Source organism: Porphyrobacter sp. HT-58-2 (genome assembly GCF_002952215.1).
Lineage (GTDB): Bacteria > Pseudomonadota > Alphaproteobacteria > Sphingomonadales > Sphingomonadaceae > Erythrobacter.
Window position 1 is genome coordinate 694,078 of record NZ_CP022600.1, and the last position, 26,087, is coordinate 720,164.

A 26,087-nucleotide genomic window follows, 5' to 3' on the forward strand; every position below is an offset into this window, starting at 1 on the left:
CAATAAGAGGTTCGCTCCGTGCTGTCACTACTTGCCGCAAGCGGCGCTGCCGATCCGATCTACTGGACCGATCTGGGGCTGAAACCGGGGATCGATCTGGGGTTCTTCACCCTGCGCTACTACTCGCTGGCCTACCTGATCGGGGTGATCTTCGCCTATTGGCACACCTCGAAGATGCTCAAGGCCCCCGGCGCGCCGATGGCGCAGCGCCATGCCGATGATCTGTTCTTCTACTGCACGCTCGGCGTGATTCTCGGCGGGCGGCTGGGCTACGCGGCGTTCTACACCGGCGGGGAGACCGGCATTCCGTCGGCTTTCACCGATTTCTCGGGCGAGGGCTTCGTCTCGTGGAAGCTGCTGCGGCTGTGGGACGGGGGGATGAGCTTCCACGGCGGGCTGGCGGGCGTCACGGCGGCGATGGCTTACGTCGCCTGGCGCGACAAGCTGAACTTCATTCGCGTGGTCGATTACGTTGCAGTCGGCGTGCCGATGGGAATGCTGCTCGGACGCCTTGCCAATTTCGTCAATGGCGAGCTGTGGGGCCGGGCCACCGATGTGGCGTGGGGCATGATCTTCCCCACCGCCGATGATCTGCCGCGCCATCCCAGCCAGTTGTATCAGGCCGGGCTTGAAGGGTTGGCGCTGCTGGTGGTGATGATGCTGCTGTTCTGGAAGACCGGCGCGCGCTATCGTCCGGGTCTGCTGGCCGGGGTGTTCACCCTCGGCATGGGGTGCGCGCGGTTCGTCAACGAATTTTTCCGTGAGCCGGACGCACAATTGGCTGACTTTGCGGCCCGCACCGGGCTATCGATGGGGCAATGGCTGACCATACCGCTTATCCTGACTGGGTTGATTGTCGTGCTCTTCGCGCTGCGGAAGAAGCCGCTCGCGGCGAAGACGACGCTGACGGCCTGAACCACGCCGGGGTCTGGCGCAGCCGGCTGCGCCTGATCGATCCGGGTGAGGAGGCTGTCATCCTTGCGTCCCCGACTCCGGCGACACCGGCCCCTGCGTCGGAGCCGTCGGCGCGCGAACGCGCCAAGGCTGAGGCCCGTGCGCGGACGGAAGCTGCTGCGCGCGAGAAGGCGGAGGCACTTGCCCGCGCCAAGGCCGAAGCCGAGGAACGCGCCCGGCTGCTCAAGGAAACCCGCGCCCGCGAAAAGGCCGAAGCCGCGGCCCGCGCCGCCGCCGAACGCGAAGCGCGCGAGAAGGCCGCTGCCGAGGCGCGCGCCCGCAAGCAGGCCGAAATCGAAGCGCGCCAGCGCGCCGAGGCCGAAGCGCGTGCCAGGGCCGCCGAGGAAGCGCGGTTGCGCAAGGAAGCCAAGGCTCGCGAAATCGCCGAGGCCAAGGCCCGCGCCGAAGCCGAGGCTCGGGCCAAGCGCGAGGCTGAAGCCGCTGCCGCTGCTGCCAAGGCCGCCGCTGAGGAAGCCGCCCGCCGCGAAGCCGAGGAACGCGCCCGCGCCGAAGCCGAAGCCAAGGCCAGGGCCGCAGAAGAAGCGCGCCTGAAGAAGGAAGCCGAAGCCCGCGCCCGCGCCGAAGCCAAGGCCCGTGCCAAGGCCGAAGCCGAAGCCCGCGCCAAGGCTGCGGCGGAAGAAAAGGCGAGGCTGGCCGCCGAGGAGAAGGCACGCCGCGAGGCCGAGGCCAAGGCCAGGAAAGAGGCAGAGGAACAGGCGCGCCGCGAGGCTGAAGAAGCCGCAAGGCTGGCGGCAGAGGAACAGGCCCGGCGTGAAGCCGAAGAAGCCGCCCGTCAGGCCGCCGAGGCGGAAGCCGCCCGCATCGCCGCTGAAGAACAGGCGCGGCGCGAAGCCGAGGAAGCTGCTGCCGCCGAACAGGCCCGGCTCGAAGCGGAAATGCTCGCCCGCGCCAATGTCGATGTCCCGGCAACCTTGCGTCGCCTGATCCGCGAGACCGGCCCCATCAGCCTCGCGCAGTATATGGGCGAAAGCAACGCGCGCTATTACGCCAGCCGCGATCCGCTGGGGGAGCAGGGCGACTTCATCACTGCCCCCGAAATCAGCCAGATGTTCGGCGAGCTGATCGGGCTGTGGCTGGCCGATCTGTGGGTGCGCATGGGCAGCCGCAAGCGCATCCACTATGTCGAGCTGGGGCCGGGGCGCGGCACGCTGGCGAAAGACGCGCTCACCGCGGCGCGGCGTTACGAATTCGCTCCGGAAATTCACTTCGTCGAAACCTCGGCGAGCCTGCGCAAGCTCCAGCGCGAGGCGTTTCCCGATTGCCACCATCACCACGACATCTCGACCTTGCCCGACGATGCCCCCTTGCTGATTGTCGCCAATGAATTCTTCGATGCCCTGCCGATTCACCAGCTCGTGCGTTCGGCAGACGGGTGGTTCGACCGGCTGATCGGGCTTGATGGCGATGCTTTCACTTTCTTGGCGGGCAAGGAGCGGATGGATCATCTGGTGCCACGCAGCTGGGTGACGGCAGCGCAGGGCGCGATGATCGAGACCAGCCCTGCGGCAGTGGCGCTGATGGCCGAAATTGCCCGGCGGTTGCGCGAACAGGGCGGTGCGGCGCTGATCGTCGATTATGGTCACATGGAGCTGCGTTCGGGCTCGACGCTTCAGGCGCTCAAGGCGCATCAGAAGGTCGATGCCTTCGCCCATCCCGGCGATGCCGATCTCACCGCCCATGTCGATTTCGAACTGCTCAAGCAGGTCGCCGAGGATAACGGCGCGGATGTGATGGGCCTGACCTATCAGGGCGAATGGCTGCGGCAGATGGGGATCGACACCCGCACCGAGGCGCTCCAGCGGCGCAACCCCTATGACAAGGACAAGATCCAGCGCCAGCGCGATCGGCTGGTTGAGGACAACCAGATGGGTACCTTGTTCAAGGTGCTGGGCATCTGCGGGCGGCGCTGGCCGTTCGGGGCGGGGTTCGAATGAGCATGAGGGTTGCAGGTATGCGGATTTTTGCCTTGTTTGTCGGGCTTGCCGCCGCAGCCCCGCTGGCGGCAGCAGAACCGATCACCGGACGCTGGGTGACGGCGGAAAAGGACGCGGTGGTGGCGATTGCCAAGTGCGGCAAGGCGCTTTGCGGGCGGATCGAGAAGTTCCTGATCCCTCCGCCGGGCGGTGACAATCAGCGCGACGTCAACAATGCCGATCCCGCCAAGCGCGAGCGCAAGCTGATCGGCACAGCGATCCTCTCCGGCCTGACTGCGGAAGGCGGGACGTGGCGCGGCGAGGTCTATGACCCCAAGACCGGGCGCACCTACTCCTCCGAAGTGCGCCGCGGCGCCAACGGCACGCTCGAGGTCAAGGGCTGCTTTGGCCCCCTGTGCCAGACGCAGGTCTGGAGGAAGGTTTCCTGATTGGCGCGGGCCCTCCGGCCCGCGAAATCCTCGCTCACACGGCCTGACGGCCGCGTCGCTGCGGGCGGCCGGTCGGCCTTGCGGGCCTGCGGCCCGTTGCGGCGCGATAATCCCCCTTCCGCTTGCGGGAGGGGTCAGGGGTGGGCAGGGGCTAAAGGCCCGTCGCTTTCGCCAATGCCTCCGCCGCCTGCTTCGGCGTCTGCTTCTGCGCATCCTCGCGGTCGACGGCAAGGTTCGCCTCGCGCATCGCTTCGACGCTGATGGCGCCCAGCAACGGTTTCAGCGCCGCCACCACGCCTTCATCCTCGGCAATGCGGGGGGACAGCATCAGCATCGCATCATAGCTCGGCAATGCGCCTTCGGGGTCTTCGAGCACCACCAGCTTGTCGGCCGCGATCCGCCCGTCCGATGTGTAGGCGCTGATCACGTCGGCCTCGCCCGACGCCAGCGCGTTGTACATGAAGGTCGGCGCGAAATTGCGCGTGCCTGCAAACCGCAGCCCATAGGCATCGCGCACCGCGATCCATTCGGGTCGCTCGAAGAATTCGGGATCGCCGCCCACCGTCAGATTGGGGGCGACAGCGGCCAGATCGGTGAGCGAGGCCACGCCCAGTTCGCGCGCCCGGTCGCCCCGCATGGCGAAGGCATAGGCGTTTTCGAACCCCAGCCTTCCGAGCACCCTGACCCCGTTTTCGCGCCACTCCCATTCGCGGATCGTCTCGTACATCGCCTCGCGCCCCGGATTGTCCTTGCGCCCGAGGTAGTTGGTCCAGATCGTGCCGGTATAGTCGACCGAGATGTCGATGCTCGATGAAGCCACCGCGCCATGCACCACCGCGCTGCCCAGCCCGTCGCGATACTCGACAGCATAGCCGGCGGCTTCGAGCCGCGATCCGATCAACTGGGCGAGGATGTACTGTTCGGAGAACTGCTTGGCGGCGATGACGATGCGGCGTTCCTCGGAGCCGGTGCTCTGCGCCCATAGCGCGGCACTCACGCCCGCCACCACCGCCAGCAACGCACCCGCCCATTTCCAGCGCTTTCGCTCGTCGATACCGCGCTCGACCCACCACAGCAGCCAGTCGGCCACCAGCGCCAGCCCCGCGCTGACAAGGCAACCGGCGACGACCAGCGCCCAGTTCTGGGTTTGCAGCCCGGCAAAGATCGGATCGCCAAGGCTCGGCTGGCCGATGGTGGTGGCAAGCGTTGCCGCGCCGATGGTCCACACCGATGCCGTGCGGATGCCCGCCATGATGAAGGGGGCGGAAAGCGGCGCTTCGACCAGCACCAGCTTCTGCCAGCGGGTCATCCCCACGCCGTCGGCGGCTTCGAGCACGCCGGGATCGAGATTGGCCTGCGCCGTCACCGCATTCCTCAGGATCGGCAGCAGCGCATAGAGCGTCAGCGCCATCAGCGCCGGCAGAAAGCCCAATGTCGGCAGCCCCTCGCCAAACACCGCGCGCAGGGACAGCAGCAGCGGGAAGAACAGCGCCAGCAGCGCCAGCGCGGGAATGGTCTGGACAAGGCTGGCAAGGCTCAGGGCGAGGCGCGCGACGATCTGCGAACGGCTCGCCCACACGGCCAGCGGCAGGGCAATCAGCATCGCAAGGCCGATCGCGCTGGCCGAGAGCACCACGTGCGCGGCGAGCTTGTCGCTGAGGCCGGGGAGAATGCCCCAGACTTCCGCCATCAGGCCGACCCTTCCATCGCGGCGAGGCGTTCGGCCTGTTCGCGCGGGACGCTGACCAGGCGCTGCGCCACCGTGCCGCCCTCGCCCGCCAGCAGGGCGTTGGGCGTAGCGTCGGCCACCAGCGCGCCGGTGTCCATCACCAGCACCCGGTCCGCCAGCAGCAGCGCCTCGGCCATGTCGTGCGTCACCATCACCGTGGTGAGGCCGAGGCGTTCGTGCAGCTCGCGCACCTTGCGCCCCAGCGCGTCGCGGGTGATCGGATCGAGCGCGCCGAAGGGCTCGTCCATGATCAGCAGCTCAGGTTCCCCCGCCAGCGCCCGCGCCACGCCGACCCGCTGGCGCTGCCCGCCGGAGAGTTCATCGGGCATCCGGCTCGCCAGCGCCGGATCAAGTTCGACCAGTTCGAGCAGGGCGGCGATCCGTTCGGGCGGGAGCCTCTCGCCCGTCAGACGCGGGCCGATGGCGATGTTCTCGGCCACGCTCATGTGCGGAAACAGGCCCACGCCCTGAAACACATAACCCACGCGGCGGCGCAGCTGTGCGGGCTTCAGGGCGCTGACATCCTCGCCGCCGAACAGCACGCGGCCTTCCGTAAGCGTGACTAGCGTGTTGACCGTCTTGAGCAGCGTCGACTTGCCCGATCCCGAGGCCCCCACCAGCGCCACGAAACTGCCTCCCGCGATGTCGCAGGTGACCCCGTCTGCTTGCGTGCCGACTGCCGTGACCGTGCCGAAGCGGCAGATCACCGCCTCGAAGCGGAGCAGGGGCGGCGGTTTGATCATCACCGTCGATTAGCGATTGTGGCACGGCTGCGCCAGCACCAGCCGTTGGCGTTTGCCCACGGCCTTGCTATGCGGGTTTGCAGAACATCATTTCAATCGCAGGACATAAAATGCGCGCCACCCCCGATTTCGACTTCCAGCTTGGTGAAGCGGCCGAGATGATCCGCGAAAGCACCGCCCGTTTCGCCGACGAGCAGATCGCGCCGCTGGCCGATCGCACCGACCGCGAAGACCGCTTCCCGCGCGAGCTGTGGGAGCCGATGGGCGCGCTGGGCCTGCACGGCATCACCGTCGAGGAGGAATGGGGCGGGCTGGGGCTCGGCTATCTGGAGCACGTGATCGCGGTCGAGGAAGTGTCACGGGCCAGTGCCTCTGTGGGCCTGTCCTATGGCGCGCATTCGAACCTTTGCCTCAACCAGATTCGCCGCTGGGGGAATGACGAGCAGAAGGCCAAGTATCTGCCCAAGCTGATCAGCGGCGAACACGTCGGCAGCCTCGCCATGTCCGAAGCGGGCGCGGGGTCGGACGTGGTCTCGATGAAACTGAAGGCGGATGCGGTGCAGGGTGGCTATGTCCTTAACGGCACCAAGTTCTGGATCACCAATGCGCCCGAGGCCGACACGCTGGTAGTCTATGCCAAGACCGATGGCCACGCGGGATCGCGCGGCATCACTGCCTTCCTGATCGAGAAGGGCGACGAGGGCTTCGCCATCGGCCAGAAGATTTCCAAGGTCGGCATGAAGGGCTCGCCCACCGCCGAGCTGGTGTTCACCGACTGCTTCGTGCCCGAAGAGCGCGTGATGGGGCCGGTCAACGGCGGGGTCGGCGTGCTGATGAGCGGGCTCGATTACGAGCGCGTGGTGCTCGCCGGGTTGCAGCTCGGCATCATGCAGGCGTGCCTCGACACGGTGATCCCCTATCTGCGCGAGAGGAAGCAGTTCGGAAAGCCGATTGGCTCGTTCCAGCTGATGCAGGCCAAGGTCGCCGACATGTATGTCGCCCTGCAATCTGCCCGCGCCTACACCTATGCGGTGGCCAAGGCGTGCGACGCGGGGCAGACGACGCGCTTCGATGCGGCGGGGGTGATTTTGCTGGCGTCGGAGAATGCCTTCAAGGTCGCTGCGGAGAGCGTGCAGGCACTGGGCGGCGCGGGCTACACCACCGATTGGCCGGTGGAACGCTACATGCGCGACGCGAAGCTGCTCGATATCGGCGCAGGCACGAACGAAATCCGCCGGATGCTGATCGGGCGCGAACTGATCGGGGCGGCGGGGTAAGGCCATGACCGCCCCCACCCTCACCACCAAACTCGACCGCGAGAGCCCTGAGGCCAAGGCCCGCTTCGCGCATAACCACGCCCTTGCGCAGGAACTTCGCGCCCGCGTCGCCGAGGCAGCCCTCGGCGGGCCGGAGAAGCATCGCGAGCGGCATGTCTCGCGCGGCAAGCTGCTTCCGCGCGAGCGGGTGGAGCGGCTGCTCGATCCGGGGTCACCCTTCCTCGAAATCGGGCAGTTGGCGGCGAACGGGATGTACGAAGGCGACGTCAACGGCGCCTCGATCATCTGCGGGGTGGGCCGCGTCTCGGGCCGCCAGTGCATGATCGTGTGCAACGATGCGACGGTGAAGGGCGGCACCTACTACCCGATGACGGTCAAGAAGCACCTGCGCGCGCAGGAGATCGCGCAGGAGAACCGCCTGCCATGTATCTATCTGGTGGACTCCGGCGGGGCGAACCTGCCGCATCAGGCCGAGGTCTTCCCCGACCGCGACCATTTCGGGCGGATTTTCTTCAATCAGGCCAATATGTCCGCGCTCGGCATCCCGCAGATCGCCTGCGTGATGGGGAGCTGCACCGCGGGCGGCGCCTACGTCCCCGCCATGTCCGACGAGACGGTGATCGTCCGCAATCAGGGCACGATCTTCCTCGCCGGGCCGCCGCTGGTGAAGGCCGCGACGGGCGAGGAGATCAGCGCCGAGGACTTGGGCGGCGGCGACTTGCACGCCAGGAAATCGGGCGTGGTCGATCACCTCGCGGAGAATGACGAGCACGCGCTGACCATCGTGCGCGATATCGTCAGCCACCTCAATTCCCCGTTCGGTTCGAGCGCAGTCGAGAACCGTGGCTTGGGGTGTGTCTCGACTTCGCTCGACACGAACGGGTTGAAAGACCCGCGCCCGCCCAAGTTCGACGCCGAAGACCTCTACGCCCTCATCCCCGAGGATGTGCGCGCGCCCTATGATGTGAAGGAAGTGATCGCGCGGCTGGTGGACGGCAGCGAGTTCCACGAGTTCAAGGCGCATTACGGCGCGACGCTGGTCTGCGGTTTCGCGCATATCTGGGGAATGCCGGTCGCGATCCTCGCCAATAACGGCGTGCTCTTCTCCGAAAGCGCGCAGAAGGGCGCGCATTTCATCGAACTGGCCTGCCAGCGTCGCATCCCGCTGCTGTTCCTCCAGAATATCAGCGGCTTCATGGTCGGCGGGAAGTATGAGGCGGAAGGCATCGCCAAGCACGGGGCGAAGCTGGTCACCGCCGTCGCCACCGCGACCGTGCCAAAGGTCACCGTGGTGATCGGCGGCAGCTTCGGCGCGGGCAATTACGGGATGTGCGGCCGCGCCTACTCGCCCCGCTTCCTCTTCACCTGGCCCAATGCCCGCATCTCGGTGATGGGCGGCGAGCAGGCGGCCAGCGTCCTCGCCACCGTCCACCGCGACGCCGACAGCTGGACCCCGGAGCAGGCCGAGGCCTTCAAGGCCCCGATCCGCCAGAAATACGAGGACGAAGGCAACCCCTACTACGCCACAGCGCGCCTGTGGGACGACGGCGTGGTCGATCCGGTGCAGACCCGCGATGTGCTGGGGCTGGCGTTTGCGGCGTGTCTTGAAGCCCCCATCGCCGAGCGTCCGGCGTTCGGCGTGTTCCGGATGTAGTCGATGCGTTCACTCAAATCAGTTGACGGTCTGGAAGAATTCGGGCGCGTCAGGCTGTCAAAGAGCTTCTTCATGCGCGACTTCCTGTTTTCGGATATCGCGGCGGTCCATGGACTGCTCAATGTGCCAAACGACCCTGCACTTGCCATCGCAGCCGGAACGAAGCTTTGCGAGGAATTGCTCGAACCTTTGCAGGATCGGTTTGGCCGTATTGCCGTCCGTTCCGCCTATCGCTCAGAGGAAGTGAACGCGCTGGGAAATTCACTTGGCCAGAACTGCGCGCGCAATGAGGCCAATTTTGCCAAGCATATCTGGGATCGCCGGGATGCAAACGGTCACATGGGGGCGACTGCGTGCATCGTCATTCCGGCATTCTATGACGCATTCTCCAACGACGGGGACTGGAAAAAACTGGCATGGTGGATTCACGACCATCTCCCCTACAGTGAAATGTTTTTCTTCAAGAAGTATTGGGCGTTCAACCTCACGTGGAGTGAATGTCCCAAACGCACGATCCATACTTGGACTGAACCGCAGCGGGTGCTCACCAAGCCTGGCATGGCCAATAACTCTTTCGGTCATGAGGCTGATTGGGCTGGGATTGAGCGTCTGTTCCGGAAGTAGTCTGAAACCTCCACTCTCCCCCTTGCGTAACTCCCCCGATTGCGGGCAAACACCAAGGCGAGAGAGGGATCACACTTTGCCGGAAAAATACGCTCGCAAGCCGACGCTCGCCTCGCGCATCGTGCGCCGGATCATTCTGGCGATCTGGTATATCCGGGGCTGGAAGATCGATAGCCCCCTGCCCAAGCATCTGAAGAAATACGTGATCGCGGGTGCGCCGCATACCACCAACTGGGACTTTGTGTTCTTCACCGGCGCGACCCATGAAGAGGGCATCCGCCCCAATTTCATGGGCAAGCACACGCTGTTTCAGGGGATCATGAAGAACTTCATGCTCGACATGGGCGGCATCCCGGTCGACCGCCGCAAGAGCGCGAATGCCACCGAACAGGTCGCCGCCGAATTCGCCGCGCGTGACCATCTGGCGCTGGTGATCGCCTGCGAGGGGACGCGCAAGACCGACGGCAAGTGGAAATCGGGCTTCTACCACATCGCCCGCGCCGCCGATGTGCCGATCGTCCCCGCCTTTGCCGACAACGCCCGCAAGATCATCAGCTTTGGCGAGCCACTGATGCCGAGCGGCAATTATGGCGAGGACCTGCTGAAAATCGCCGAGTGGTTCCGTTCCAAGCTGCCCGATTACGAGCGATTCAAGGTGCTGGAACAGCAGGCGCGCGACATTATCGCTGGGAAGAACGATGTTTGAACTGCTGCTTTTGAATGCCGGCATCCTGCTGGCGCTGGTGCTGATCCAGTGGGCGATTTCGGTAAAGATCGACGACGTGTCCTTCATCGACGCCTTCTGGGGCGCAGGCATGGCGATTCTTGCCGTTGCGAGCTGGCTGCATGTGCCGGGCGGGCCGGGCGCGCTTGCCACGCTGATCATGGGCATGACAGCGGCGTGGGGCTTCCGGCTGGGCATCTATCTGTTCCTGCGCTGGCGCAAGGAAGGCGAGGACAAGCGGTACAAGCTGATTCTCAAGAAAGACCGCGAGGCGGGCCGCTTTGCGCAGGCCGCGCTCACCCGCGTGTGGTTGATGCAGGCGGTGCTGCTGTTCATGGTGTCCAGCCCGGCGCAGGTCGGTATCCTTGCCAGCCCCGAACCCGCGCCGATCCCGCCTCTGGCGTGGGTGGGCTTTGGCGTGTGGTGCGTTGGCGTGTTCTTCGAATGGGTGGGCGACTGGCAGCTTGCCCGGTTCAAGGCGAATCCGGCGAACCACGGCACGGTCTTGGATACCGGCCTGTGGCGCTACACCCGCCATCCCAACTACTTCGGCGATTTCGCTGCATGGTGGGGCATCTGGCTGGCCTGTGCGGCGGCGGGTTGGGGCTATGCGGCGGCGACCGTCATCGGCCCGCTGTTTCTCAGCTTCACGCTCACCAAATGGTCGGGCGTGGCCCTGCTGGAGCGCGGGCTCGACAAGTCCAAGGGTGACAAATACGCCGATTACAAGCGGCGCACCTCGGCCTTTTTCCCGCTGCCGCCCAAGCGCTGAGGCGCGACTATTCGACCAACGACCTTGCTGCGACGCACAAAAAGCGTGGCCCCCGCCCTTTAAGCTTGCGCCGCTTTGGCCTATGTTGCGCAAGATCAAGGAGACGCGCTTGCCCATGGCTCTCAACCCCACCCTGCGTGAGCAGGAGCGCGAACGCGTCGCGCGGCACGTGCTCGAGCTCGTCAAGGAACGCGGATCGGAAATCCCTTGGACTCTGGCCATGGCCGAAAGCGGTCTGACCCGCGCGCGGTTCGAGGCGCTGTTCGAGGATTATGACGATCTGTTCGATGCCGTCGCGCAGTTGTGGCTCGCGCCGCATCTGGCGGTGATGGAAGAAGTGCTCGCGACCAACTTGCCGCCGCAGCGCAAGATGTACGAATTCTTCCGGCGCCGTTTCGCAATCTCGCAAGAGCGGTTCCGCGCCGATCCGCAGTTCTTCAACATCCTGTGCGAGATGGGCGCGGCCAATTTCGAAAAGGTGCGCAGCTATGTCGATCTGGCCGATCACTACCTGTGCGAACTCATCGCCGAAGCCCAGGCCGAGGGCTTTTTCGCGGGGCTTGAGATTGACGAGGCGCTATCGCTGATCAACCAGATGATCAGCAACTACACCCTGCCCGACGCGCTGATCTATCTCGGCGACAAGCTGACCGAACAGAAGCTCGCGCGGATCGTGGACACCATGTTCATCGGCCTGTCGGGCGAGGCCGGAGCGGATGCTTCAGGTGTGAACACGCTGAAGGTCGCCTCGTAGTTTTATGCCACTTGAAGTGGCTCAGACCTCCCGTCGGGAGGTCTGTATCGCGCGTCAGCGCGATTGTGACATCAAACCCCTTCCCACCACGCCGATGCAGGGTCATCGCTGCCCCGTGCGCCGCGGCGCCTGAGCCCGTTCAGCAAACCGCCTTCCAGCGCCATTGTCGAAGGGCTCGTGCGGTTCCAGTCCATCACGTAAAGCCGCTCGGCAATGCGCCAGCGCCCTTCATGCTTTTCCAGCCGGTCGAGATAACGCCCACCGACGACAAGCTCGATCTCGCCATCGGGCGAGGGGATGAGGTGGAGCGCGACGCAATTGGTCTCGGCCTTCGCGGTCTCGCCGCTTACGCGTATCACGGTGTTGCTGATGTTGTGCTGGGTGAGACGCATTGCGCCGAGGCCCGCCATCAGGCTGGGAATCACCTCGGCAACCGGCCTTGCCCCGTCGCCATAGTCGATCATCGCGTCGGGCGTGAAAACAGCGGTGAGTTGCGCGGCATCGCAGCGGTCTATCCCCCGGCAATAGAGCGCCAGCGTTTCGGCGATGGCGAGCCGGTCGGCAAGTTCGGTGCTGTCCATCACCGCCTCATCAGTCGCGGCGGAACTGCAGCACGTTGGCGGGCAGCTTGCGCGGCGGCGGTCGCAGGCGGTGTTCGGCCAACGCATATTTCAGCGCGGCACCCACCATCGCGGCCGACAGCAGCAGGATCACCCCGGCCCAGAACCAGTAGGGCAGGCCGATTGTCGCCGCGATCTGGCCAGTGTCCGAAAGCATCGCCTGCCCATCGATCACGGCCTGCTCGCTGAACAGGTAACCCCAGTCACGCAAGGCACTCATCGCGCCCAGCACGCCGAGGAATTGCAGGGCAAAGCGTGTCAGCGCGGGCCCGGCACGCCAGGCAATCAGTGCCAGGATCGCAGCGACCAGCGGCAGTGTCCAATAGCCCACCGCGGAGCGCACCCAGATCAGGACGCTGGCGACAATCGCCGCCGCCATCAGCCACAGCGCCGGGCGCCACAGGCGGGGATGAGCGCTCGCCACGATCAGCAGCGCGCCCACCATGCTCGGCGCGAGCGGGCCGCCCGCGGCAATCGCGGCAAAGGTGAAGCGCGAGGCATCGGGGGCCATCAGGTTCTGCGCCACGCCCGAACCATTGGCGAAGATCATCAACTGCTCGAACTGCTGGCCCAGCAGCAGCGCGGTCAGGCCATGCCCCATTTCGTGAAACCACGTCGTGAGGATCGCGAAAGGATAGATCACGTAGGAACCGAACGGCAGCGCGGGCAGCATCACCACCAGCAGCCCCGCCAGCACCAGCCGGCCGATCGCTTCACCCTGCGAGCCTGGGGTGACGAGCGACTGCACGCGCGCGCCTAGTCCGCGCCGACGATGTCAGGCGTGCGGCCTGATGCATCGACGTTGATCCGGTCGAAGTCCTCGGCCGCGCGGGCATCCTCGTCACGGTATTCCTGCAGGATCGACCAGCTGGCAAGGAACAGGCCGGCCACCAGCGGGCCCAGCACGATCCCCGAAAAGCCGAGGAAGCTGATCCCGCCCAAGGTGGTGACAAGGATGATCCAGTCCGGAATGCCAGTGTCGCGGCCGACCAGAATGGGGCGCAGCACGTTATCGGCCGAGGAGATGATCACCACGCCCACGACCAGCACGAACAACCCCTGCCACACCGCGCCTGTCACCAGCAGCCACAGGCCGACCGGGATATAGACCGCACCGGCACCGATCACCGGCACCAGCGCGAAAATCGTCGTCAGCACCCCGAACAGCAGCGCGGATTCAAGCCCGACAATGACAAAGCTGATCCCGGCCAGCACGCCCTGCACCAACCCGACCACGCCGGATCCCTTGATCGTCGCGCGCACGATGCCGAGAAAGCGTTCCGCCAACCGTTCGGAAATCGAACGCTCCACCGGGATCGTGCGAAGCACTGTGCGTCCGATCCGCTCGCCGTCGCGCAGCAGGAAGAACATCACGTAAAGTCCCACGCCAAACGACAGGATGAAGCCCAGTGCGCCCGAACCGATCGAGACCGCCTGACTGGCGATCATCCCGGCGCTTTCGGCCAGCAGTTCCTGCAGCTTGGTCTGCGCGGTCGATACATCGGCCCAGCCTGAGCGGTCGACTGCTTCCTGTGCGGCCTCAGGCAACATCCCGTAGACCTGATCGAAGGTGGCGGCGAGATCGATGGGGTTGGCCTGCAACGCGCTGACCAGCACCAGCGCCTCCTCAAGCACCAGCGTCGCAAGCCAGGCGGCCGGCACCAGCACGGCGAAGAAAATCACCCCGAGCGAGCTGAGCGCCGCCGGATTGCGTCGCCCGCGCATCTTGCGCAGCATCCAGCGATAGAGCGGCTGGAACATGATCGCCGCCAGCGCCGCCCACAGCAGCGCAGTGGCGAAGGGCCAGATGATAACCGCCATCAACAGGCTCACCACCGCAAGGATCAGCAGAAAGCTTGCCTGCTGCAATTCGTCGGTGCGGTGGGGCTGCTGGGCCATCGGTGTCTTTCGCGAGGGGGCTAGATGTCGAGATTCGCCACGTTGAGGGCATTATCCTGAATGAATTCCCGTCGCGGCTCGACGATGTCGCCCATCAGGCGGGTGAAGATCTCGTCCGTCACGTCGGCATCCTCGACCTTGACCTGCAGCAGCGCCCGGTTTTCGGGATCGAGCGTGGTCTCCCACAGCTGCTCGGCATTCATTTCGCCAAGGCCCTTGTAACGCTGGATCGACAGGCCCTTGCGCCCGGCGGCGAAGATCGCCTCAAGCAATTGCGTCGGGCGGCTGATCGCGCCGTCCACCGGGATCGCGGTGACCGGCGGCGTGTCTTCCACCTCACCGGCGAGCGGATCGGTGGTGGCAACGGGTTCGGGCTCCGTCTCCTCGGCGGCCGCGTCCCCGCGCACCAGACTGACCGGCGCGGCATAGGTTTCGGCCTGCGCGGCGGCGAGGCTGTGAAGCTTGTGCGCCTCGGTGCTGGCGAGGAAACGCGCGTCGATTTCGTGGACGTCGGTGACGCCGCGCCACAGGCGTTCGAACACCACCGTGCCGTCTTCGCGCTGCGAGGCGCTCCAGCGGGCTTCGCGGTCGCCCGCGCCCAGCCGTCCGGCGGCCCGTTCCAGCGCAGCCGCAAGCCCCGCGCCCGACAGGCCGGGTTCGAGCACACCGGTCAGCGCCATCTGCTCGACAATGCCCATGTCATAGCGGCGCGGCACGAAGCCGAGCAGGTTCTTGAGGCGCAGCGCCCCGTCGACGATCTCGCGCAGGTCGGCGCCCGAACGCGAGCCGCCCGCCGTTTCCAGCACCCGGCCCTGCAGCCCGGCATCGACGAGATAGCGATCAAGCGCCGCCTGATCCTTGAGGTAGACCTCGCTCCGCCCCTTGGCGACCTTGAACAGCGGCGGCTGGGCGATGAACAGGTGTCCGGCCTTGATGATCTCGGGCATCTGGCGGTGGAAGAAGGTCAGCAGCAGCGTGCGGATATGCGCCCCGTCCACGTCCGCGTCGGTCATGATGACGATCTTGTGGTAGCGCAGCTTTTCGAGGTTGAATTCGTCGCGGATGCCGGTGCCCATCGCCTGGATGAGAGTGCCGACTTCCTTGGACGAGATGATCCGGTCGAACCGCGCGCGTTCGACGTTCAGGATCTTGCCCTTGAGCGGCAGGATCGCCTGCGTCTTGCGGTCGCGGCCCTGTTTGGCCGAACCGCCTGCGGAATCGCCCTCGACCAGGAACAGTTCGGACTTGGCCGGATCGCGCTCCTGACAGTCCGCCAGCTTGCCGGGCAGCGAGGCCACGCTCATTGCGCCCTTGCGGCTCATTTCGCGGGCGCGGCGCGCGGCTTCGCGAGCGGCAGCGGCGTCGATCACCTTCTGGATGATCGCGCGGGCATCATTGGGGTTTTCCTCCAGCCACTCGGTCATCTTCTCGCCCATCAGGGTTTCGAGCGGTGAGCGCACTTCGGAAGAAACCAGCTTGTCCTTGGTCTGGCTGGAGAACTTGGGATCGGGCAGTTTGACGCTGACGATCGCGGTCAGGCCTTCGCGCATATCTTCGCCCGACAGGCTGACCTTTTCCTTCTTCAGCATCCCCGAGCGCTCGGCATAATTGTTGAGCGTGCGGGTCAGCGCGGCGCGGAAGGCAGCAAGGTGCGTGCCGCCGTCGCGCTGGGGGATGTTGTTGGTGAAGGCGAGCACGTTCTCGTAATAGGAATCGTTCCATTCGAGCGCGACGTCGATCCCGATACCGTCCTTTTCCGCGCTGACAGCAATGGGTTCGGGGATCAGCGCCTGCTTGTTGCGGTCGAGATATTTGACGAAGGCGGCAATCCCGCCTTCGTAATAGAGATCATGCTCGACAACCTCCTCGTGGCGCAGGTCACGCAGCTTGATGCGCACGCCGGAATTGAGGAAGGCCAGCTCGCGGTAGCGGTGCTCAAGCTTCTCGAAATCGAATTCGGTGACGTTCTTGAAGGTATCGTGGCTGGCCTTGAAGGTGACGCGGGTGCCTTTCTTGAAGCCGTTGGGGTCGGCATTGCCGCTGGCCTTGGGCGCATCACCCTTCACCACCAGCGGGGCGACGGCATCGCCATGCTCGAAGCGCATCCAGTGCTCCTTGCCTTCGCGCCAGATGGTGAGTTCAAGCCATTCGGAAAGTGCGTTGACCACCGACACGCCCACGCCGTGCAGGCCGCCCGAAACCTTGTAGGCATTATCGTCCGAGGTGTTCTCGAACTTACCCCCCGCGTGCAGCTGGGTCATGATGACTTCGGCGGCCGAGACGCCTTCTTCGGGGTGCATGCCGGTGGGGATGCCGCGCCCGTTATCCTCGACGGAAACCGAGCCATCAGGGTTCAATTCGATCAGAACAAGGTCGCAATGCCCCGCCAGCGCCTCGTCGATCGCGTTGTCGCTGACTTCGAACACCATGTGGTGCAGGCCAGAGCCGTCGTCGGTGTCGCCGATATACATCCCCGGCCGCTTGCGCACGGCATCGAGGCCCTTGAGAACCTTGATCGAATCCGCGCCATATTCGTTGGCGTTGGGCAGCTTTGCGGGGGGTTGCTCAGAAGCGTTGGAATTGTTGTCGTCCATGCAACACCATATAGGCGTTCAGGACGGGAAACCCAACTGCGGGAGGGCCGCAACAGGCGCTTTTCCACGGGTGTTCAGGGCGGTTCGTCGAGCCTTTCAGAAGGCGGGGCGGAAATGGACACGCCCGCGCCACATGGTCGCATCGAACAGCGCCATCATCCCGGCTCGCGTGGCTGCGTCGAACTGGGTGACATGGCACTGCGCGGCGGCTGTCGCAGCGGCGAGATCGGCGGGGGTATAGGCGATGGTCTCGGTCAGCAGCGCGGGATCGGTGGTGGCCCAGGCGACCATTTCCGGCACGGGCGGAAGGCTGCCTGTGGGGATGCCGACATAGAGCAGCTTCGGACGCTCGGCAGCGGGCCGGGCCTGCGCGATCTGGGTGACGATCGCGCTCACCATGCGGTGATCGGCATGGCCGTAGCCGCCGTCCGGCCCCCAGGTGAGGACGAGGTCCATGTCTCCAAGCCAGTTTGCCAGCGCCTCTGCCAGACCGCGCGCCGCGCTGTTATCGTGGTGTGCGCCTGTACCGAGCGTTCCATCTCCGAACCGGAAATCGACCGCCGCTTTTGCGCTGAGCGCCCGCATCGCGCAGTTGGCTTCTTCAAAGCGCACCGCACCCAGCTCCTGTCCCGGCGGAAGGTCGCTCACTCCCGGACCGGCATCGCCATTGGTGGCATAGATCAGAGTCACCTCTGCCCCCTGCCGCGCCAGTGCGGCAAGGGCCGGGGCCATCGGCAATTCGTCATCGGGATGGGCGAGCACCACCGTTACCTGCAAGGGCTGACTGCGCGGCTCCTCCGCCGCTACGGGCGCGAAGGCCGTCGCGCCGAGCATGGCGAGGCTTATGGTGCGGATCATGGTCAGGCCCCCTCAATTACGTTGCACATGGCAACGCTCCGATTATGCAAGGCCGTCATGGATAGCGCAATGATGACCGCCCGCCTTGCTGAACCCTTCGGCTCCTTCCCGGATATCCTGATGGAATGGTCGCGCATCAAGGGCGACGACCTCGCCCTGCGTGATGACAGGCGGGAGGTTTACTGGGCAGAGCTCGTCGGCCTGGTCGAGCGGCTGGCGGCGCGGCTGGTGGAGACGGGGCTTCAGCGCGGGCAGTCGGTGGCGATCCTCGGCACGTCGAGCGTCGAATATGCGCTGGTGTTTCTCGCCGCGGTGCGCGCCGGGGGCGTGGCCGCGCCGCTCACCACCAGCGCCTCGCCCGAACAGCTCGAAGGCATGGCGCGGGATTCGGGCGCGATCCACCTGTTCATAGACAGCGCCAAGGCGGCGGAGCTGGGGGCGGATTTCATGGCGCATCTGATCCGCGTGCCGCTCGAATCCATCGACCACTGGATGGCCCCTCCCGGCTCCCGCGCACCGGACTTCGTTCCGGAGCCCAAAGACCCGTTCAACATCATCTATTCCAGCGGCACCACGGGCATTCCCAAGGGCATCGTCCATTCGCACCAGATGCGCTGGCGGCAGTTTGCAGCAACCGCCCTGTCCTATCTCGGCGCGGGGCTGGAGGTGCGCTCGCTCGCTTCCACGCCGCTCTATTCGAACACCACGATGGTCGCCTTCCTGCCCGTGCTGCTCGCGGGTGGCTGCGTGCGGGTGATGGGCAAGTTCGATTGCGGCAAGTGGCTCGCCCACGCGCAGGCTGACCGCACCACCATCACCATGCTGGTGCCGGTGCAATATCAGCGGTTGATGGATTTTGCGGGGTTCGATGACTTCGACCTGTCGAGCCTCAAGCTCAAATATTGCACCTCCGCGCCCTTCTCTGCGGAACTCAAGCGCGAAGTGCTGAAGCGGATGCCCGGCGGGCTGATCGAGATCTATTCGATGACCGAAGGCGGCGTCGTCTGTTTGCTGCCGTGCCACGAATTCCCCGACAAGCTGCACACCGTCGGCCGCCCCGCACCGGGGAGCGAATTGAAGGTATTGGACGATGAAGACCGCGAGGTGCTGCCCGGCACCCCCGGCAACCTGATCGGCCGCAGCCTCACCATGATGAGCGGCTACAAGAACCGCCCCGACAAGACCGCTGAAGCCCAGTGGATCGACCCTGTGACGGGCGAGGCGTGGATGCGCATGGGCGATATTGGCCGGGTCGATGCGGAAGGCTTTGTCGAACTGGTCGGCCGCGCCAAGGACATGATCATCTCGGGCGGGTTCAACATCTATCCGAGCGATCTGGAGGCCGAACTGCTGAAGGAGCCGGGCGTGGCAGAAGCGGCCGTGGTCGGCGTGCCCTCGCGCGCATGGGGCGAGACGCCGGTGGGGTTCGTGGTGCTGAAGGACGGAGCCGACCCGGCAGCGATCATGGCGGCGGTCAACACGCGGCTTGGCAAGACCCAGCGCCTCGCCGCGCTCCATATGATCGACGAAATGCCGCGCAGCCATATCGGCAAATTGCTCAAGACCGAGCTTCGCGCCGAGGCCGAGCGGCTGGGAGGCATTGACTAGAAACAGCTCGGCCCGGCCCCTCGCGTGAGGAACCGGGCCGGACTTGGTGTCGCTATGCCTCGCGCGATTTACACGATATCAGAGGCTTGAGGCCCTACACGATAAACGTGTTGAACGCGGTGCCGCTGATGGCGACGGCGAGCAGGAAGGCGACAGCCTTTTCGCTGATCATGCGCATGGTTTTTTCCCTGTTCTGTTGTGGTTGGGAGCCCGGCCGACCAGAGGGGGAGAGGGGGATGATCGCCCGGGCTTGCGCATCATATACACTGCGACGCGTAATTTTCAATCTTTAAGAAGACTGAAAATAATTCATCAGCGCAATCGAAAAAGGCAATCACAGCGCCTTCCGCCGAGCTGATCGAGGGGCTTTGCTGCTTGCAAGGACAGCTCGAGGCGCGGCCACCTGTTCAGGGGGGGGGAGGGTGGTGGCCGCGCCTCTTTCGCTGCGTGTCCGCCCTTGGGCAGACCATGACAGGGCAGGATGCAGCCGCGCGAGGGGGGAGAGCTGGCTGCTCCTGCCGGTCAGCAGGCTGGCAGGTGAGCCGTATTCGGCCTTTCACTGCCTGACGATGGCTTCCGCAAGGAAGAAGGCCGGGATGGAGAGAGGAGCCCGGCACCGCATCGTTCGAAAACAGAAGTGGTGTTCGACAGAACCGAATTCAAATGCGAAAACGCCAATTTTAGTTGCACGTTTTGCAATTAATGGCGCCCACGCCTTGCATGAAAAAGGCCGCCAGATCGCTCTGACGGCCTTTTCTTTCAAGAGATTATCGGTGCTCAGTTGGCAGCGACGCTGCGACCATTGCTGGTCTGGGCCGAGGCCAGGCGCTCGACTTCGGCCATCGCCGTGGTGCGGGCATCGGCGATGCACTTGGCGTCGATCGGAGCGCGGCCATAGGTGTAGCGGGTCGCGCCTTCGACGGTGCAGGCCTTGCGCAGCTTGGCGTCGATGCGCGCTTCGAGCGCGGCGCGGCCTTCGGCGGTGGTCACGTCGACATCGCCATAGCCGATGCGGACGGTGACGGTCTCGTCAGCCGCAGGGGCAGCAGCGACCGGAGCAGCAAGGACAGCGAGAGCAATCAGGGGCAGAGTGAAACGCATTGGGGAATCTCCGGGATCTTGAGAGGGTGTCAGGGGGAATCGATGCCGTTGACCGGCATTCAGTTGCTGTTTGAAACTCTGGTGCAGCGCACAAGAGAACTGTGCAAATGCGAAAAGTGCGAAAATCGTTCCAAAGATTGCAACCGAATTTTCGCACAAAGGCGGGAACCCGCTGCAAAAACGACGGAAAAAATTGTTGCAGCGCAAAATCGCCGGATTGCCGTGCGCGGATGCTGGACAGGGCGGGGTGCGCTCCTTAATCCGCCGCCATGAGCGCGCACCCTGTGAGCGGCGAGTCCGCTGTCCCCGATTCCATCCTCATCGTCGATTTCGGGTCGCAGGTGACCCAATTGATCGCGCGCCGGGTGCGCGAAGCGGGGGTCTATTCCGAGATCGCGCCCTTCACGCAGGCCGAAGCCGCCTTCCACCGTCTGAAGCCCAAGGGCATCATCCTGTCAGGCTCGCCCGCCAGCGTGCCGGAAGACGGCAGCCCGCGCGCGCCGCAGGCCTTGTTCGAGGCCGGCTTGCCGATCCTCGGCATCTGTTATGGCCAGCAGGTGATGACCCACCAACTCGGCGGCGAAGTGCGCCCCGGACACGAGACCGGGGAGGGCGGCGAATTCGGCCGCGCCTTCCTTACCGTCACCGGCGAATGCGCGCTGTTCGACGGGCTATGGCAGGTCGGCGAGCGGCATCAGGTATGGATGAGCCACGGCGACAAGGTCACGCAGTTCGCCCCCGGCTTCGAAATCGTCGCCACCTCCGACGGCGCGCCCTTTGCGGTGATCGCCGACGAAGCCCGCAAGTTCTACGGTACCCAGTTCCACCCCGAAGTGGTTCACACCCCCGATGGCGGCAAGCTGATCGCCAATTTCGTGCGCCATGTCTGCGGCCTTGCGGGCGACTGGACCATGGCCGAGTTCCGCAAGACCAAGATCGCCGAAATCCGCGCACAGGTGGGTGACAAGCGGGTGATCTGCGGCCTCAGCGGCGGGGTCGATTCGGCGGTCGCGGCGGTGCTGATCCACGAGGCGATCGGCGACCAGCTGACCTGCGTCTTCGTCGACCATGGCCTCATGCGCATGAACGAGGCCGAGCAGGTCGTCACCCTGTTCCGCGATCATTACAACATCCCGCTGGTGCATGTGGAAGCCGAGGAGCTGTTCCTCGGGGGCCTCAAGGGTCTCACCGACCCGGAAGCCAAGCGCAAGTTCATCGGCAAGACCTTCATCGACGTGTTCGAAGCCGAGGCCAACAAGATCGGCGGGGCGGATTTCCTCGCGCAGGGCACGCTTTACCCGGACGTGATCGAGTCGGTCTCCTTCACCGGCGGGCCTTCGGTGACGATCAAGAGCCACCACAATGTCGGCGGGCTCCCGGAACGCATGAACATGGCGCTGGTCGAACCCTTGCGCGAGCTGTTCAAGGACGAGGTGCGCGATCTGGGGCGGGAACTCGGCCTGCCCGATGCCTTCGTTGGCCGCCACCCCTTCCCCGGCCCCGGCCTTGCGATCCGCATCCCCGGCGAAGTGACCAAGGAACGCTGCGACATCCTGCGCAAGGCCGATGCGATCTACCTTGAGGAAATCCGCAACGCCGGCCTCTACGACGCGATCTGGCAGGCCTTCGCGGTGTTGCTGCCGGTCAAGACCGTGGGCGTGATGGGCGACGGGCGAACCTATGACAGCGTCTGCGCCCTGCGCGCCGTCACCTCGACCGACGGGATGACGGCGGATGTCTACCCCTATGACGCCGGGTTCCTGACCCGCGTGGCGACCCGCATCGTCAACGAGGTCAAGGGCATCAACCGGGTGGTCTACGACTACACCAGCAAGCCGCCTGGAACGATCGAGTGGGAGTAAGGCAAGCGCCCCCTTCCGGCGGCGCGGCAAATCGCCTATTCATCGCGCCGATCCATCCGTATCAAGGGTACTGCCTGTGACCAACCTGCGCCGTTTCGCTCCTCTCGCCGCCGCGCTTGCGCTGGGCCTTGGTGCCTGCGCTGAGCCCGCTGGTGATCCCGCCACTGATGCGGCGGCGGACGCAGCGCCGGTGAATGAAGGCGACTGGACGCTCGATCCGGCGACTTCGCGGCTCAGCTATGTCAGCATCAAGGCGGGCGAAGTGGCCGAAGCCAACCGCTTCGACGCCCTCAGCGGCAGCGTCGCGGCGGATGGCACGGCGAGCCTCGACATTGACCTTTCCTCGGTCGAAACCGGGGTCGACATCCGCAACGAACGGATGCGCGAGATCTTCTTTGCCGTGACTGAAAACCCGAAGGCGAGTGTCACGGCCAAACTCGATCCGGCAGCCTTTGCGGGCCTCGCAGTGGGCCAGTCGCTGACCCGCCCGCTCAAGGCCAATGTCACGATCAAGGGCGCGTCGAGCGATGTCGAAACCGAAGTGCTCGTCACCCGGGTTGCCGAGGGCCGCGTGACCGTGGTGCCTACGGCACCGGTGATCATCACCACCGACATGTTCGAACTGACCGACGAGCTGGGCGAGTTGCGCGCGCTGGCGCAGCTGCCCTCGATCACGCCTGCCGTGCCGGTGACCTTCAGCCTCGCCTTTACGCGCAGTTAAGCGCGCGGCCTTATCCTGCCTGCCGGGCCAAGAGCGCCTGCGCAGGAGATTGGGACATGCCCGAATTTCGCTTCCTTGCCCCCAGCTTGATCGACCGGGGCGCAACGGTCGAAGCGGCCACCGACGCTTTCCATGACGCGCCCGGCGCGGGCGACAGAAATGCGCCTTACAAGCGCTTCGCCAGCTGGCTGGCGACACGGCTGCAGCAAAGTGGCTACCGCGTTGACGGTCCCGAGCCGGACGAGAATGGCTGGATCCTCGCTATCCCCTCAAATGGCGCCTCGGCGCAGCTGGTGATCTACACCGGGCTGGGCGGCCCGGACGAGATCGTGCTCGACCTGCTGCTGCTGGGCCCTGCCGATCCGGCGATTGCCGATGCGTGCGCAACGATCCTGAGGGCATCGCCCGAGATCCGCGAGCTGACCATCGAGGACTAGCGCCGCATCGCAAACCGCGTTTTTCAGGGCCGTGCGCCAGTTTGCGCGCGATCAATGTGCCAAGTGCGCGATTCGGGCAGAAGGATCGGGCCGGGTGGAAGGGGAGCGAACCGATCCCACCGCATCCCCGCCGCCCGGCATCCCCTGAAAACTTTGCATCAGGTGTGACGCTACGGCGCGCGGCGCTCGGCTGCGGCCTCCCCAAAAGCGGGCTTGAAAGCATGCGCCAACTCGGCTTGTCTCCCGCGCAAACACGGCTTTGCACGGGAGAACACAGGCCATGAAGACCGCGATCACCGAAATGTTCGGCATCCAGCACCCGATCATTCAGGGGGGCATGCACTATGTCGGGTTCGCCGAGATGGCGGCGGCGGTCTCCAACGCCGGGGGCCTCGGGATCATCACCGGGCTGACGCAGGGGACGCCCGAGAAGCTCGCCAATGAAATCGCGCGCTGCAAGGACATGACCGACAAGCCCTTCGGCGTGAACCTCACCATCCTGCCGACCCTGACTCCGCCCGATTATCCCGGGCTGGTGAAGGCGGTGATCGACGGGGGGGTCAAGGTGGTCGAGACCGCGGGACGCAACCCGGTCGAACTGCTGCCGCCCCTCAAGGACGCCGGCATCAAGGTGATCCACAAGTGCACCAGCGTGCGCCACTCGCTGAAGGCGCAGGAAATCGGCTGCGACGCGGTGAGCGTCGACGGGTTCGAATGCGGCGGCCATCCGGGTGAGGATGACGTGCCGAACTTCATCCTGCTCCCGCGCGCGGCGGACGAACTGGAAATCCCCTTCGTCTCCAGCGGCGGCATGGCCGACGGGCGCAGTCTGGTGGCGAGCCTCGCCATGGGCGCGCAGGGGATGAACATGGGCACCCGCTTCATCGCCACCAAGGAAGCCCCGGTGCACGACAACGTGAAGCAGGCGATCCTCGCCGCGAGCGAGCTCGACACCCGGTTGGTGATGCGCCCGCTCAGGAACACCGAGCGCGTGCTCAACAATGCCGCGGTCGAGCGCCTGATCCAGAAGGAGAAGGACCTGGGCGATGCGATCACCATTCAGGACATCCTGCCCGAGGTCGCCGGGGTCTACCCCAAGATCATGACCGAAGGCGCGATGGACGAAGGCGCGTGGAGCTGCGGCATGGTCGCGGGCCTGATCCACGACATCCCGACCTGCCAGGAACTGATCGACCGCATCATGCTCCAGGCCGAGGAGATCATCGCCCGGATGCAGGCCATGGCCCGCGCATGATGCCGCGCACCTGAGCCATGATGCCGCATACGGACTAGGTGTCCGCCCGCATATTCGCATCCCTCCCAGTATGGGATCATGCCGGGGTCACGCCGATTCTGGAGGGGGTCGGCGTGGTTTAACGCGCTGATTTGCTTCGGACGGCTAAGGGAGGCTGCCCCGAGGATGTGGACGGGGAGAGACCGATGGATATTCTTTTCGCCTATCCGGCAACGCTTGCGGGAATCATCGGCTGCGTTGCGCTTGGCGCATGGACGCTCGGTCGTGGCCAGCGGGCTGGCGCGACTGAGTTTACCTTGCGGCCTTCGCAACCCGCGCCGCCGCACCCGCCGTTCGAATGGGCCTCCACCGCCCCGCTTCATGCTGGCGCAGCGGCGTCGTGCCGAAACCCGGCCCCCACCGGGCGCGACGCTGAACTGGATGAGACGCTTTCGCTCGGGGAGCTTCATGCCGAAGTCAGCGCCTACAGGCAGCGGGAACAGGTGCTGTCGCGGATCGGGAACGCGTGTCTGTGGGCCGAGATCCGGGAGCCTGTCGGCAATCACGAATGCCGCAACGCCGGTCTGATCGGTGCGCTGACCGGCCCCGCGCCCGACGCGGCGATGGCGGCTTGCGGCTGTGATCGGAACGCTGTTTCAGGCAGTAATTCCGAACGGGCGCAGGCTGCGGCTCAGCCCTCGCCCTTGACCTTCGTGTAAGGCACGAAGTCTTCAAAGAACACGACCCCGGTGAAAAAACCCAGCACCGGGTCGAAGGTGGTGATCACGTCCATCCGGCACAGCTGCGTCCCGTTGAAGCGGTTGGTAAGCAGCGCATTGGTGCGCTTGATATCCGCCGGGTTCCTGGTGCGCTGGACATAGATCGTGCTGCCCGAGCCATAGACATAGGCTGTGCCATCGATTGTCTGGACGCGCTGATTGGGGATCGTGCGGATACAGTCCTGCGGGGTTCCCGCCTCGCGCCCCTCCAGCAGCTTGGCGAGACGCTGCTCGCCTTCGGTTGGAGCGGTGGATTCTGCGCCGGCCGTGATATCGGGCGCACCCTGATCCTGAGCGGAAGCGGGTGCGGCCAGCGCCAGGGCGATCCCGGCGAAGGTTCCAGCGAACAATCCACGCGAGGCAACCGGCTGTGATCTCATGGTGCGATCTCCTGACAAACGCAGTGGTGCAGCCATGCCACCCTGCGCCTTAACCGGCGCTGAGCGCGATCAGGCGCGCGCCGGGCTCGCACCGGAGGCGATATCGGGCAGGGCGGCCTGATCCGCGCCGTCGGCCGGGCCGCCGCGCAGCACGAAGCGCCGGTCGCAATAGCCGCAATCGACATAGCCATGCTCGTCGATTTCGAGGAAGACGCGCGGATGGCCAAGCGCGGCCGGGCGATAGCCCGCGCCGCCACGGATGCCGCTGGCACCGTCGCAGGAAACGCGCCGCGTATCGACCAGCAGGACTTCGGGAGGGGCAATGCTCATGGCCCCTGCCGATACAATCCCTGCTGGCCAAGTGCAATTGCCTTCGCGGC

Annotated in this window: 27 protein-coding genes; 16 read left to right on the top strand and 11 right to left on the bottom strand. The window is 65.3% G+C overall.

All coding sequences use genetic code 11. The features are described from left to right. Positions 1 to 18 precede the first annotated feature (18 nt). Genes lgt through CHX26_RS03405 form a run of 3 tightly spaced genes read left to right on the top strand, consistent with a single transcriptional unit; the run spans position 19 to position 3,337 of the window. Complete coding sequence (gene lgt / locus CHX26_RS03395) at positions 19 to 915, top strand: prolipoprotein diacylglyceryl transferase (protein WP_104941158.1); 897 nt, start codon at positions 19 to 21, stop codon at positions 913 to 915. Further along, positions 819 to 2,909: a class I SAM-dependent methyltransferase gene (locus CHX26_RS16185; RefSeq protein WP_335682315.1), complete on the top strand. Its 2,091-nt coding sequence runs from the start codon at positions 819 to 821 to the stop codon at positions 2,907 to 2,909. The genes lgt and CHX26_RS16185 overlap by 97 nt, the downstream gene beginning before the upstream one ends. Before the next feature lie 17 nt (positions 2,910 to 2,926). Beyond that, positions 2,927 to 3,337 carry a DUF2147 domain-containing protein gene (locus CHX26_RS03405; RefSeq protein ID WP_233997254.1) on the top strand — a complete coding sequence of 137 codons (411 nt, stop codon included), beginning with the start codon at positions 2,927 to 2,929 and terminating at the stop codon, positions 3,335 to 3,337. Positions 3,338 to 3,488: 151 nt separating this feature from the next. Here the strand turns inward: CHX26_RS03405 and CHX26_RS03410 are convergent, their stop codons facing one another. Together CHX26_RS03410 and CHX26_RS03415 are read right to left on the bottom strand one after the other, a co-directional pair. Beyond that, positions 3,489 to 5,027 carry an ABC transporter permease/substrate-binding protein gene (locus CHX26_RS03410; protein WP_104941159.1) on the bottom strand — a complete coding sequence of 513 codons (1,539 nt, stop codon included), beginning with the start codon at positions 5,025 to 5,027 and terminating at the stop codon, positions 3,489 to 3,491. Beyond that, entirely contained in the window at positions 5,027 to 5,809 is a 783-nt protein-coding gene (locus CHX26_RS03415; RefSeq protein WP_104941160.1) for an ATP-binding cassette domain-containing protein, read from the bottom strand. The genes CHX26_RS03410 and CHX26_RS03415 overlap by 1 nt, the downstream gene beginning before the upstream one ends. Before the next feature lie 110 nt (positions 5,810 to 5,919). Between CHX26_RS03415 and CHX26_RS03420 the strand changes: the two genes are divergently transcribed. The 6 genes from CHX26_RS03420 (at position 5,920) to CHX26_RS03445 (ending at position 11,614) form a co-directional block, all read left to right on the top strand. Then, positions 5,920 to 7,086: an isovaleryl-CoA dehydrogenase gene (locus tag CHX26_RS03420; RefSeq protein ID WP_104941161.1), complete on the top strand. Its 1,167-nt coding sequence runs from the start codon at positions 5,920 to 5,922 to the stop codon at positions 7,084 to 7,086. 4 nt (positions 7,087 to 7,090) lie between these two features. Beyond that, the gene (locus CHX26_RS03425; RefSeq protein WP_104941162.1) at positions 7,091 to 8,740 is read left to right on the top strand and encodes a carboxyl transferase domain-containing protein; all 1,650 of its coding nucleotides are present in this window, start codon (positions 7,091 to 7,093) and stop codon (positions 8,738 to 8,740) included. A 3-nt stretch (positions 8,741 to 8,743) separates the two neighbouring features. Then, positions 8,744 to 9,364: a hypothetical protein gene (locus CHX26_RS03430; protein ID WP_104941163.1), complete on the top strand. Its 621-nt coding sequence runs from the start codon at positions 8,744 to 8,746 to the stop codon at positions 9,362 to 9,364. 76 nt (positions 9,365 to 9,440) lie between these two features. Then, positions 9,441 to 10,070 (top strand): 1-acyl-sn-glycerol-3-phosphate acyltransferase, encoded by a 630-nt coding sequence (locus tag CHX26_RS03435; RefSeq protein WP_233997255.1) that lies wholly within the window; start codon positions 9,441 to 9,443, stop codon positions 10,068 to 10,070. After that, on the top strand, positions 10,063 to 10,860 hold the full coding sequence (locus tag CHX26_RS03440) for a DUF1295 domain-containing protein (protein WP_104941165.1): 798 nt from the start codon (positions 10,063 to 10,065) through the stop codon (positions 10,858 to 10,860). The genes CHX26_RS03435 and CHX26_RS03440 overlap by 8 nt, the downstream gene beginning before the upstream one ends. A gap of 115 nt (positions 10,861 to 10,975) precedes the next feature. After that, positions 10,976 to 11,614: a hypothetical protein gene (locus tag CHX26_RS03445; protein ID WP_104943231.1), complete on the top strand. Its 639-nt coding sequence runs from the start codon at positions 10,976 to 10,978 to the stop codon at positions 11,612 to 11,614. Between the two features lie 71 nt (positions 11,615 to 11,685). On the opposite strand, the gene CHX26_RS03450 is transcribed toward CHX26_RS03445, so the two are convergent. The 5 genes from CHX26_RS03450 to CHX26_RS03470 all read right to left on the bottom strand — a co-directional run bounded on the left by CHX26_RS03450 (position 11,686) and on the right by CHX26_RS03470 (position 17,585). Then, the gene (locus CHX26_RS03450) at positions 11,686 to 12,195 is read right to left on the bottom strand and encodes a nuclear transport factor 2 family protein (protein ID WP_172449668.1); all 510 of its coding nucleotides are present in this window, start codon (positions 12,193 to 12,195) and stop codon (positions 11,686 to 11,688) included. 10 nt (positions 12,196 to 12,205) lie between these two features. Then, positions 12,206 to 12,982 carry a M50 family metallopeptidase gene (locus CHX26_RS03455; RefSeq protein WP_104941167.1) on the bottom strand — a complete coding sequence of 259 codons (777 nt, stop codon included), beginning with the start codon at positions 12,980 to 12,982 and terminating at the stop codon, positions 12,206 to 12,208. An 8-nt stretch (positions 12,983 to 12,990) separates the two neighbouring features. Beyond that, positions 12,991 to 14,133, bottom strand: a complete 1,143-nt coding sequence (locus CHX26_RS03460; protein ID WP_104941168.1) for an AI-2E family transporter — start codon at positions 14,131 to 14,133, stop codon at positions 12,991 to 12,993. Positions 14,134 to 14,153: 20 nt separating this feature from the next. Next, positions 14,154 to 16,727, bottom strand: a complete 2,574-nt coding sequence (gyrB, locus tag CHX26_RS03465; RefSeq protein ID WP_172449670.1) for a DNA topoisomerase (ATP-hydrolyzing) subunit B — start codon at positions 16,725 to 16,727, stop codon at positions 14,154 to 14,156. A 96-nt stretch (positions 16,728 to 16,823) separates the two neighbouring features. Continuing rightward, positions 16,824 to 17,585, bottom strand: coding sequence for a PIG-L family deacetylase (locus tag CHX26_RS03470; RefSeq protein WP_104941169.1), 762 nt, complete (start codon positions 17,583 to 17,585; stop codon positions 16,824 to 16,826). Between the two features lie 57 nt (positions 17,586 to 17,642). Here CHX26_RS03470 and CHX26_RS03475 point away from each other — a divergent pair, with 57 nt between their 5' ends. After that, a complete protein-coding gene (locus tag CHX26_RS03475) occupies positions 17,643 to 19,193 on the top strand; it encodes a class I adenylate-forming enzyme family protein (RefSeq protein WP_233997256.1) in 1,551 nt (516 codons plus the stop codon). A 94-nt stretch (positions 19,194 to 19,287) separates the two neighbouring features. Here the strand turns inward: CHX26_RS03475 and CHX26_RS15560 are convergent, their stop codons facing one another. Both CHX26_RS15560 and CHX26_RS03480 read right to left on the bottom strand, forming a co-directional pair. Continuing rightward, positions 19,288 to 19,479 carry a hypothetical protein gene (locus tag CHX26_RS15560; RefSeq protein WP_146107636.1) on the bottom strand — a complete coding sequence of 64 codons (192 nt, stop codon included), beginning with the start codon at positions 19,477 to 19,479 and terminating at the stop codon, positions 19,288 to 19,290. Between the two features lie 491 nt (positions 19,480 to 19,970). After that, complete coding sequence (locus tag CHX26_RS03480) at positions 19,971 to 20,294, bottom strand: UrcA family protein (RefSeq protein ID WP_104941170.1); 324 nt, start codon at positions 20,292 to 20,294, stop codon at positions 19,971 to 19,973. A gap of 42 nt (positions 20,295 to 20,336) precedes the next feature. On the opposite strand from CHX26_RS03480, the gene CHX26_RS15565 reads away from it, so the two are divergent. The 6 genes from CHX26_RS15565 to CHX26_RS03505 all read left to right on the top strand — a co-directional run bounded on the left by CHX26_RS15565 (position 20,337) and on the right by CHX26_RS03505 (position 25,267). After that, complete coding sequence (locus CHX26_RS15565) at positions 20,337 to 20,567, top strand: hypothetical protein (protein WP_146107637.1); 231 nt, start codon at positions 20,337 to 20,339, stop codon at positions 20,565 to 20,567. After that, positions 20,564 to 22,156 (top strand): glutamine-hydrolyzing GMP synthase, encoded by a 1,593-nt coding sequence (gene guaA / locus CHX26_RS03485; protein ID WP_104941171.1) that lies wholly within the window; start codon positions 20,564 to 20,566, stop codon positions 22,154 to 22,156. The genes CHX26_RS15565 and guaA overlap by 4 nt, the downstream gene beginning before the upstream one ends. Before the next feature lie 76 nt (positions 22,157 to 22,232). Then, positions 22,233 to 22,877, top strand: a complete 645-nt coding sequence (locus CHX26_RS03490) for a YceI family protein (RefSeq protein WP_233997258.1) — start codon at positions 22,233 to 22,235, stop codon at positions 22,875 to 22,877. A 56-nt stretch (positions 22,878 to 22,933) separates the two neighbouring features. Further along, the gene (locus CHX26_RS03495) at positions 22,934 to 23,314 is read left to right on the top strand and encodes a hypothetical protein (RefSeq protein ID WP_104941172.1); all 381 of its coding nucleotides are present in this window, start codon (positions 22,934 to 22,936) and stop codon (positions 23,312 to 23,314) included. 280 nt (positions 23,315 to 23,594) lie between these two features. After that, a complete protein-coding gene (locus tag CHX26_RS03500; RefSeq protein WP_104941173.1) occupies positions 23,595 to 24,569 on the top strand; it encodes an NAD(P)H-dependent flavin oxidoreductase in 975 nt (324 codons plus the stop codon). A 185-nt stretch (positions 24,570 to 24,754) separates the two neighbouring features. Further along, positions 24,755 to 25,267 carry a hypothetical protein gene (locus CHX26_RS03505; RefSeq protein WP_104941174.1) on the top strand — a complete coding sequence of 171 codons (513 nt, stop codon included), beginning with the start codon at positions 24,755 to 24,757 and terminating at the stop codon, positions 25,265 to 25,267. Here CHX26_RS03505 and CHX26_RS03510 read toward each other — a convergent pair. Beyond that, complete coding sequence (locus tag CHX26_RS03510; RefSeq protein WP_146107638.1) at positions 25,240 to 25,707, bottom strand: hypothetical protein; 468 nt, start codon at positions 25,705 to 25,707, stop codon at positions 25,240 to 25,242. The genes CHX26_RS03505 and CHX26_RS03510 overlap by 28 nt on opposite strands. Positions 25,708 to 25,776: 69 nt before the next feature. After that, positions 25,777 to 26,037 carry a zinc-finger domain-containing protein gene (locus CHX26_RS03515; protein WP_104941176.1) on the bottom strand — a complete coding sequence of 87 codons (261 nt, stop codon included), beginning with the start codon at positions 26,035 to 26,037 and terminating at the stop codon, positions 25,777 to 25,779. Between the last annotated feature and the right edge of the window lie 50 nt (positions 26,038 to 26,087).

Excerpts from the sequence above, each read along its gene's own strand:
- CHX26_RS16185 (WP_335682315.1), top strand. The coding sequence starts at position 819 with ATGGCTGACCATACCGCTTATCCTGACTGGGTTGATTGTCGTGCTCTT.
- CHX26_RS03405 (WP_233997254.1), top strand. The coding sequence starts at position 2,927 with ATGCGGATTTTTGCCTTGTTTGTCGGGCTTGCCGCCGCAGCCCCGCTG.
- CHX26_RS03410 (WP_104941159.1), bottom strand. The coding sequence starts at position 5,027 with ATGGCGGAAGTCTGGGGCATTCTCCCCGGCCTCAGCGACAAGCTCGCC.
- CHX26_RS03415 (WP_104941160.1), bottom strand. The coding sequence starts at position 5,809 with ATGATCAAACCGCCGCCCCTGCTCCGCTTCGAGGCGGTGATCTGCCGC.
- CHX26_RS03420 (WP_104941161.1), top strand. The coding sequence starts at position 5,920 with ATGCGCGCCACCCCCGATTTCGACTTCCAGCTTGGTGAAGCGGCCGAG.
- CHX26_RS03425 (WP_104941162.1), top strand. The coding sequence starts at position 7,091 with ATGACCGCCCCCACCCTCACCACCAAACTCGACCGCGAGAGCCCTGAG.
- CHX26_RS03430 (WP_104941163.1), top strand. The coding sequence starts at position 8,744 with ATGCGTTCACTCAAATCAGTTGACGGTCTGGAAGAATTCGGGCGCGTC.
- CHX26_RS03440 (WP_104941165.1), top strand. The coding sequence starts at position 10,063 with ATGTTTGAACTGCTGCTTTTGAATGCCGGCATCCTGCTGGCGCTGGTG.
- CHX26_RS03445 (WP_104943231.1), top strand. The coding sequence starts at position 10,976 with ATGGCTCTCAACCCCACCCTGCGTGAGCAGGAGCGCGAACGCGTCGCG.
- CHX26_RS03450 (WP_172449668.1), bottom strand. The coding sequence starts at position 12,195 with ATGGACAGCACCGAACTTGCCGACCGGCTCGCCATCGCCGAAACGCTG.
- CHX26_RS03460 (WP_104941168.1), bottom strand. The coding sequence starts at position 14,133 with ATGGCCCAGCAGCCCCACCGCACCGACGAATTGCAGCAGGCAAGCTTT.
- gyrB (WP_172449670.1), bottom strand. The coding sequence starts at position 16,727 with ATGGACGACAACAATTCCAACGCTTCTGAGCAACCCCCCGCAAAGCTG.
- CHX26_RS03470 (WP_104941169.1), bottom strand. The coding sequence starts at position 17,585 with ATGATCCGCACCATAAGCCTCGCCATGCTCGGCGCGACGGCCTTCGCG.
- CHX26_RS03475 (WP_233997256.1), top strand. The coding sequence starts at position 17,643 with ATGGATAGCGCAATGATGACCGCCCGCCTTGCTGAACCCTTCGGCTCC.
- CHX26_RS03480 (WP_104941170.1), bottom strand. The coding sequence starts at position 20,294 with ATGCGTTTCACTCTGCCCCTGATTGCTCTCGCTGTCCTTGCTGCTCCG.
- CHX26_RS15565 (WP_146107637.1), top strand. The coding sequence starts at position 20,337 with ATGCCGTTGACCGGCATTCAGTTGCTGTTTGAAACTCTGGTGCAGCGC.
- guaA (WP_104941171.1), top strand. The coding sequence starts at position 20,564 with ATGAGCGCGCACCCTGTGAGCGGCGAGTCCGCTGTCCCCGATTCCATC.
- CHX26_RS03495 (WP_104941172.1), top strand. The coding sequence starts at position 22,934 with ATGCCCGAATTTCGCTTCCTTGCCCCCAGCTTGATCGACCGGGGCGCA.
- CHX26_RS03500 (WP_104941173.1), top strand. The coding sequence starts at position 23,595 with ATGAAGACCGCGATCACCGAAATGTTCGGCATCCAGCACCCGATCATT.
- CHX26_RS03505 (WP_104941174.1), top strand. The coding sequence starts at position 24,755 with ATGGATATTCTTTTCGCCTATCCGGCAACGCTTGCGGGAATCATCGGC.
- CHX26_RS03510 (WP_146107638.1), bottom strand. The coding sequence starts at position 25,707 with ATGAGATCACAGCCGGTTGCCTCGCGTGGATTGTTCGCTGGAACCTTC.
- CHX26_RS03515 (WP_104941176.1), bottom strand. The coding sequence starts at position 26,037 with ATGAGCATTGCCCCTCCCGAAGTCCTGCTGGTCGATACGCGGCGCGTT.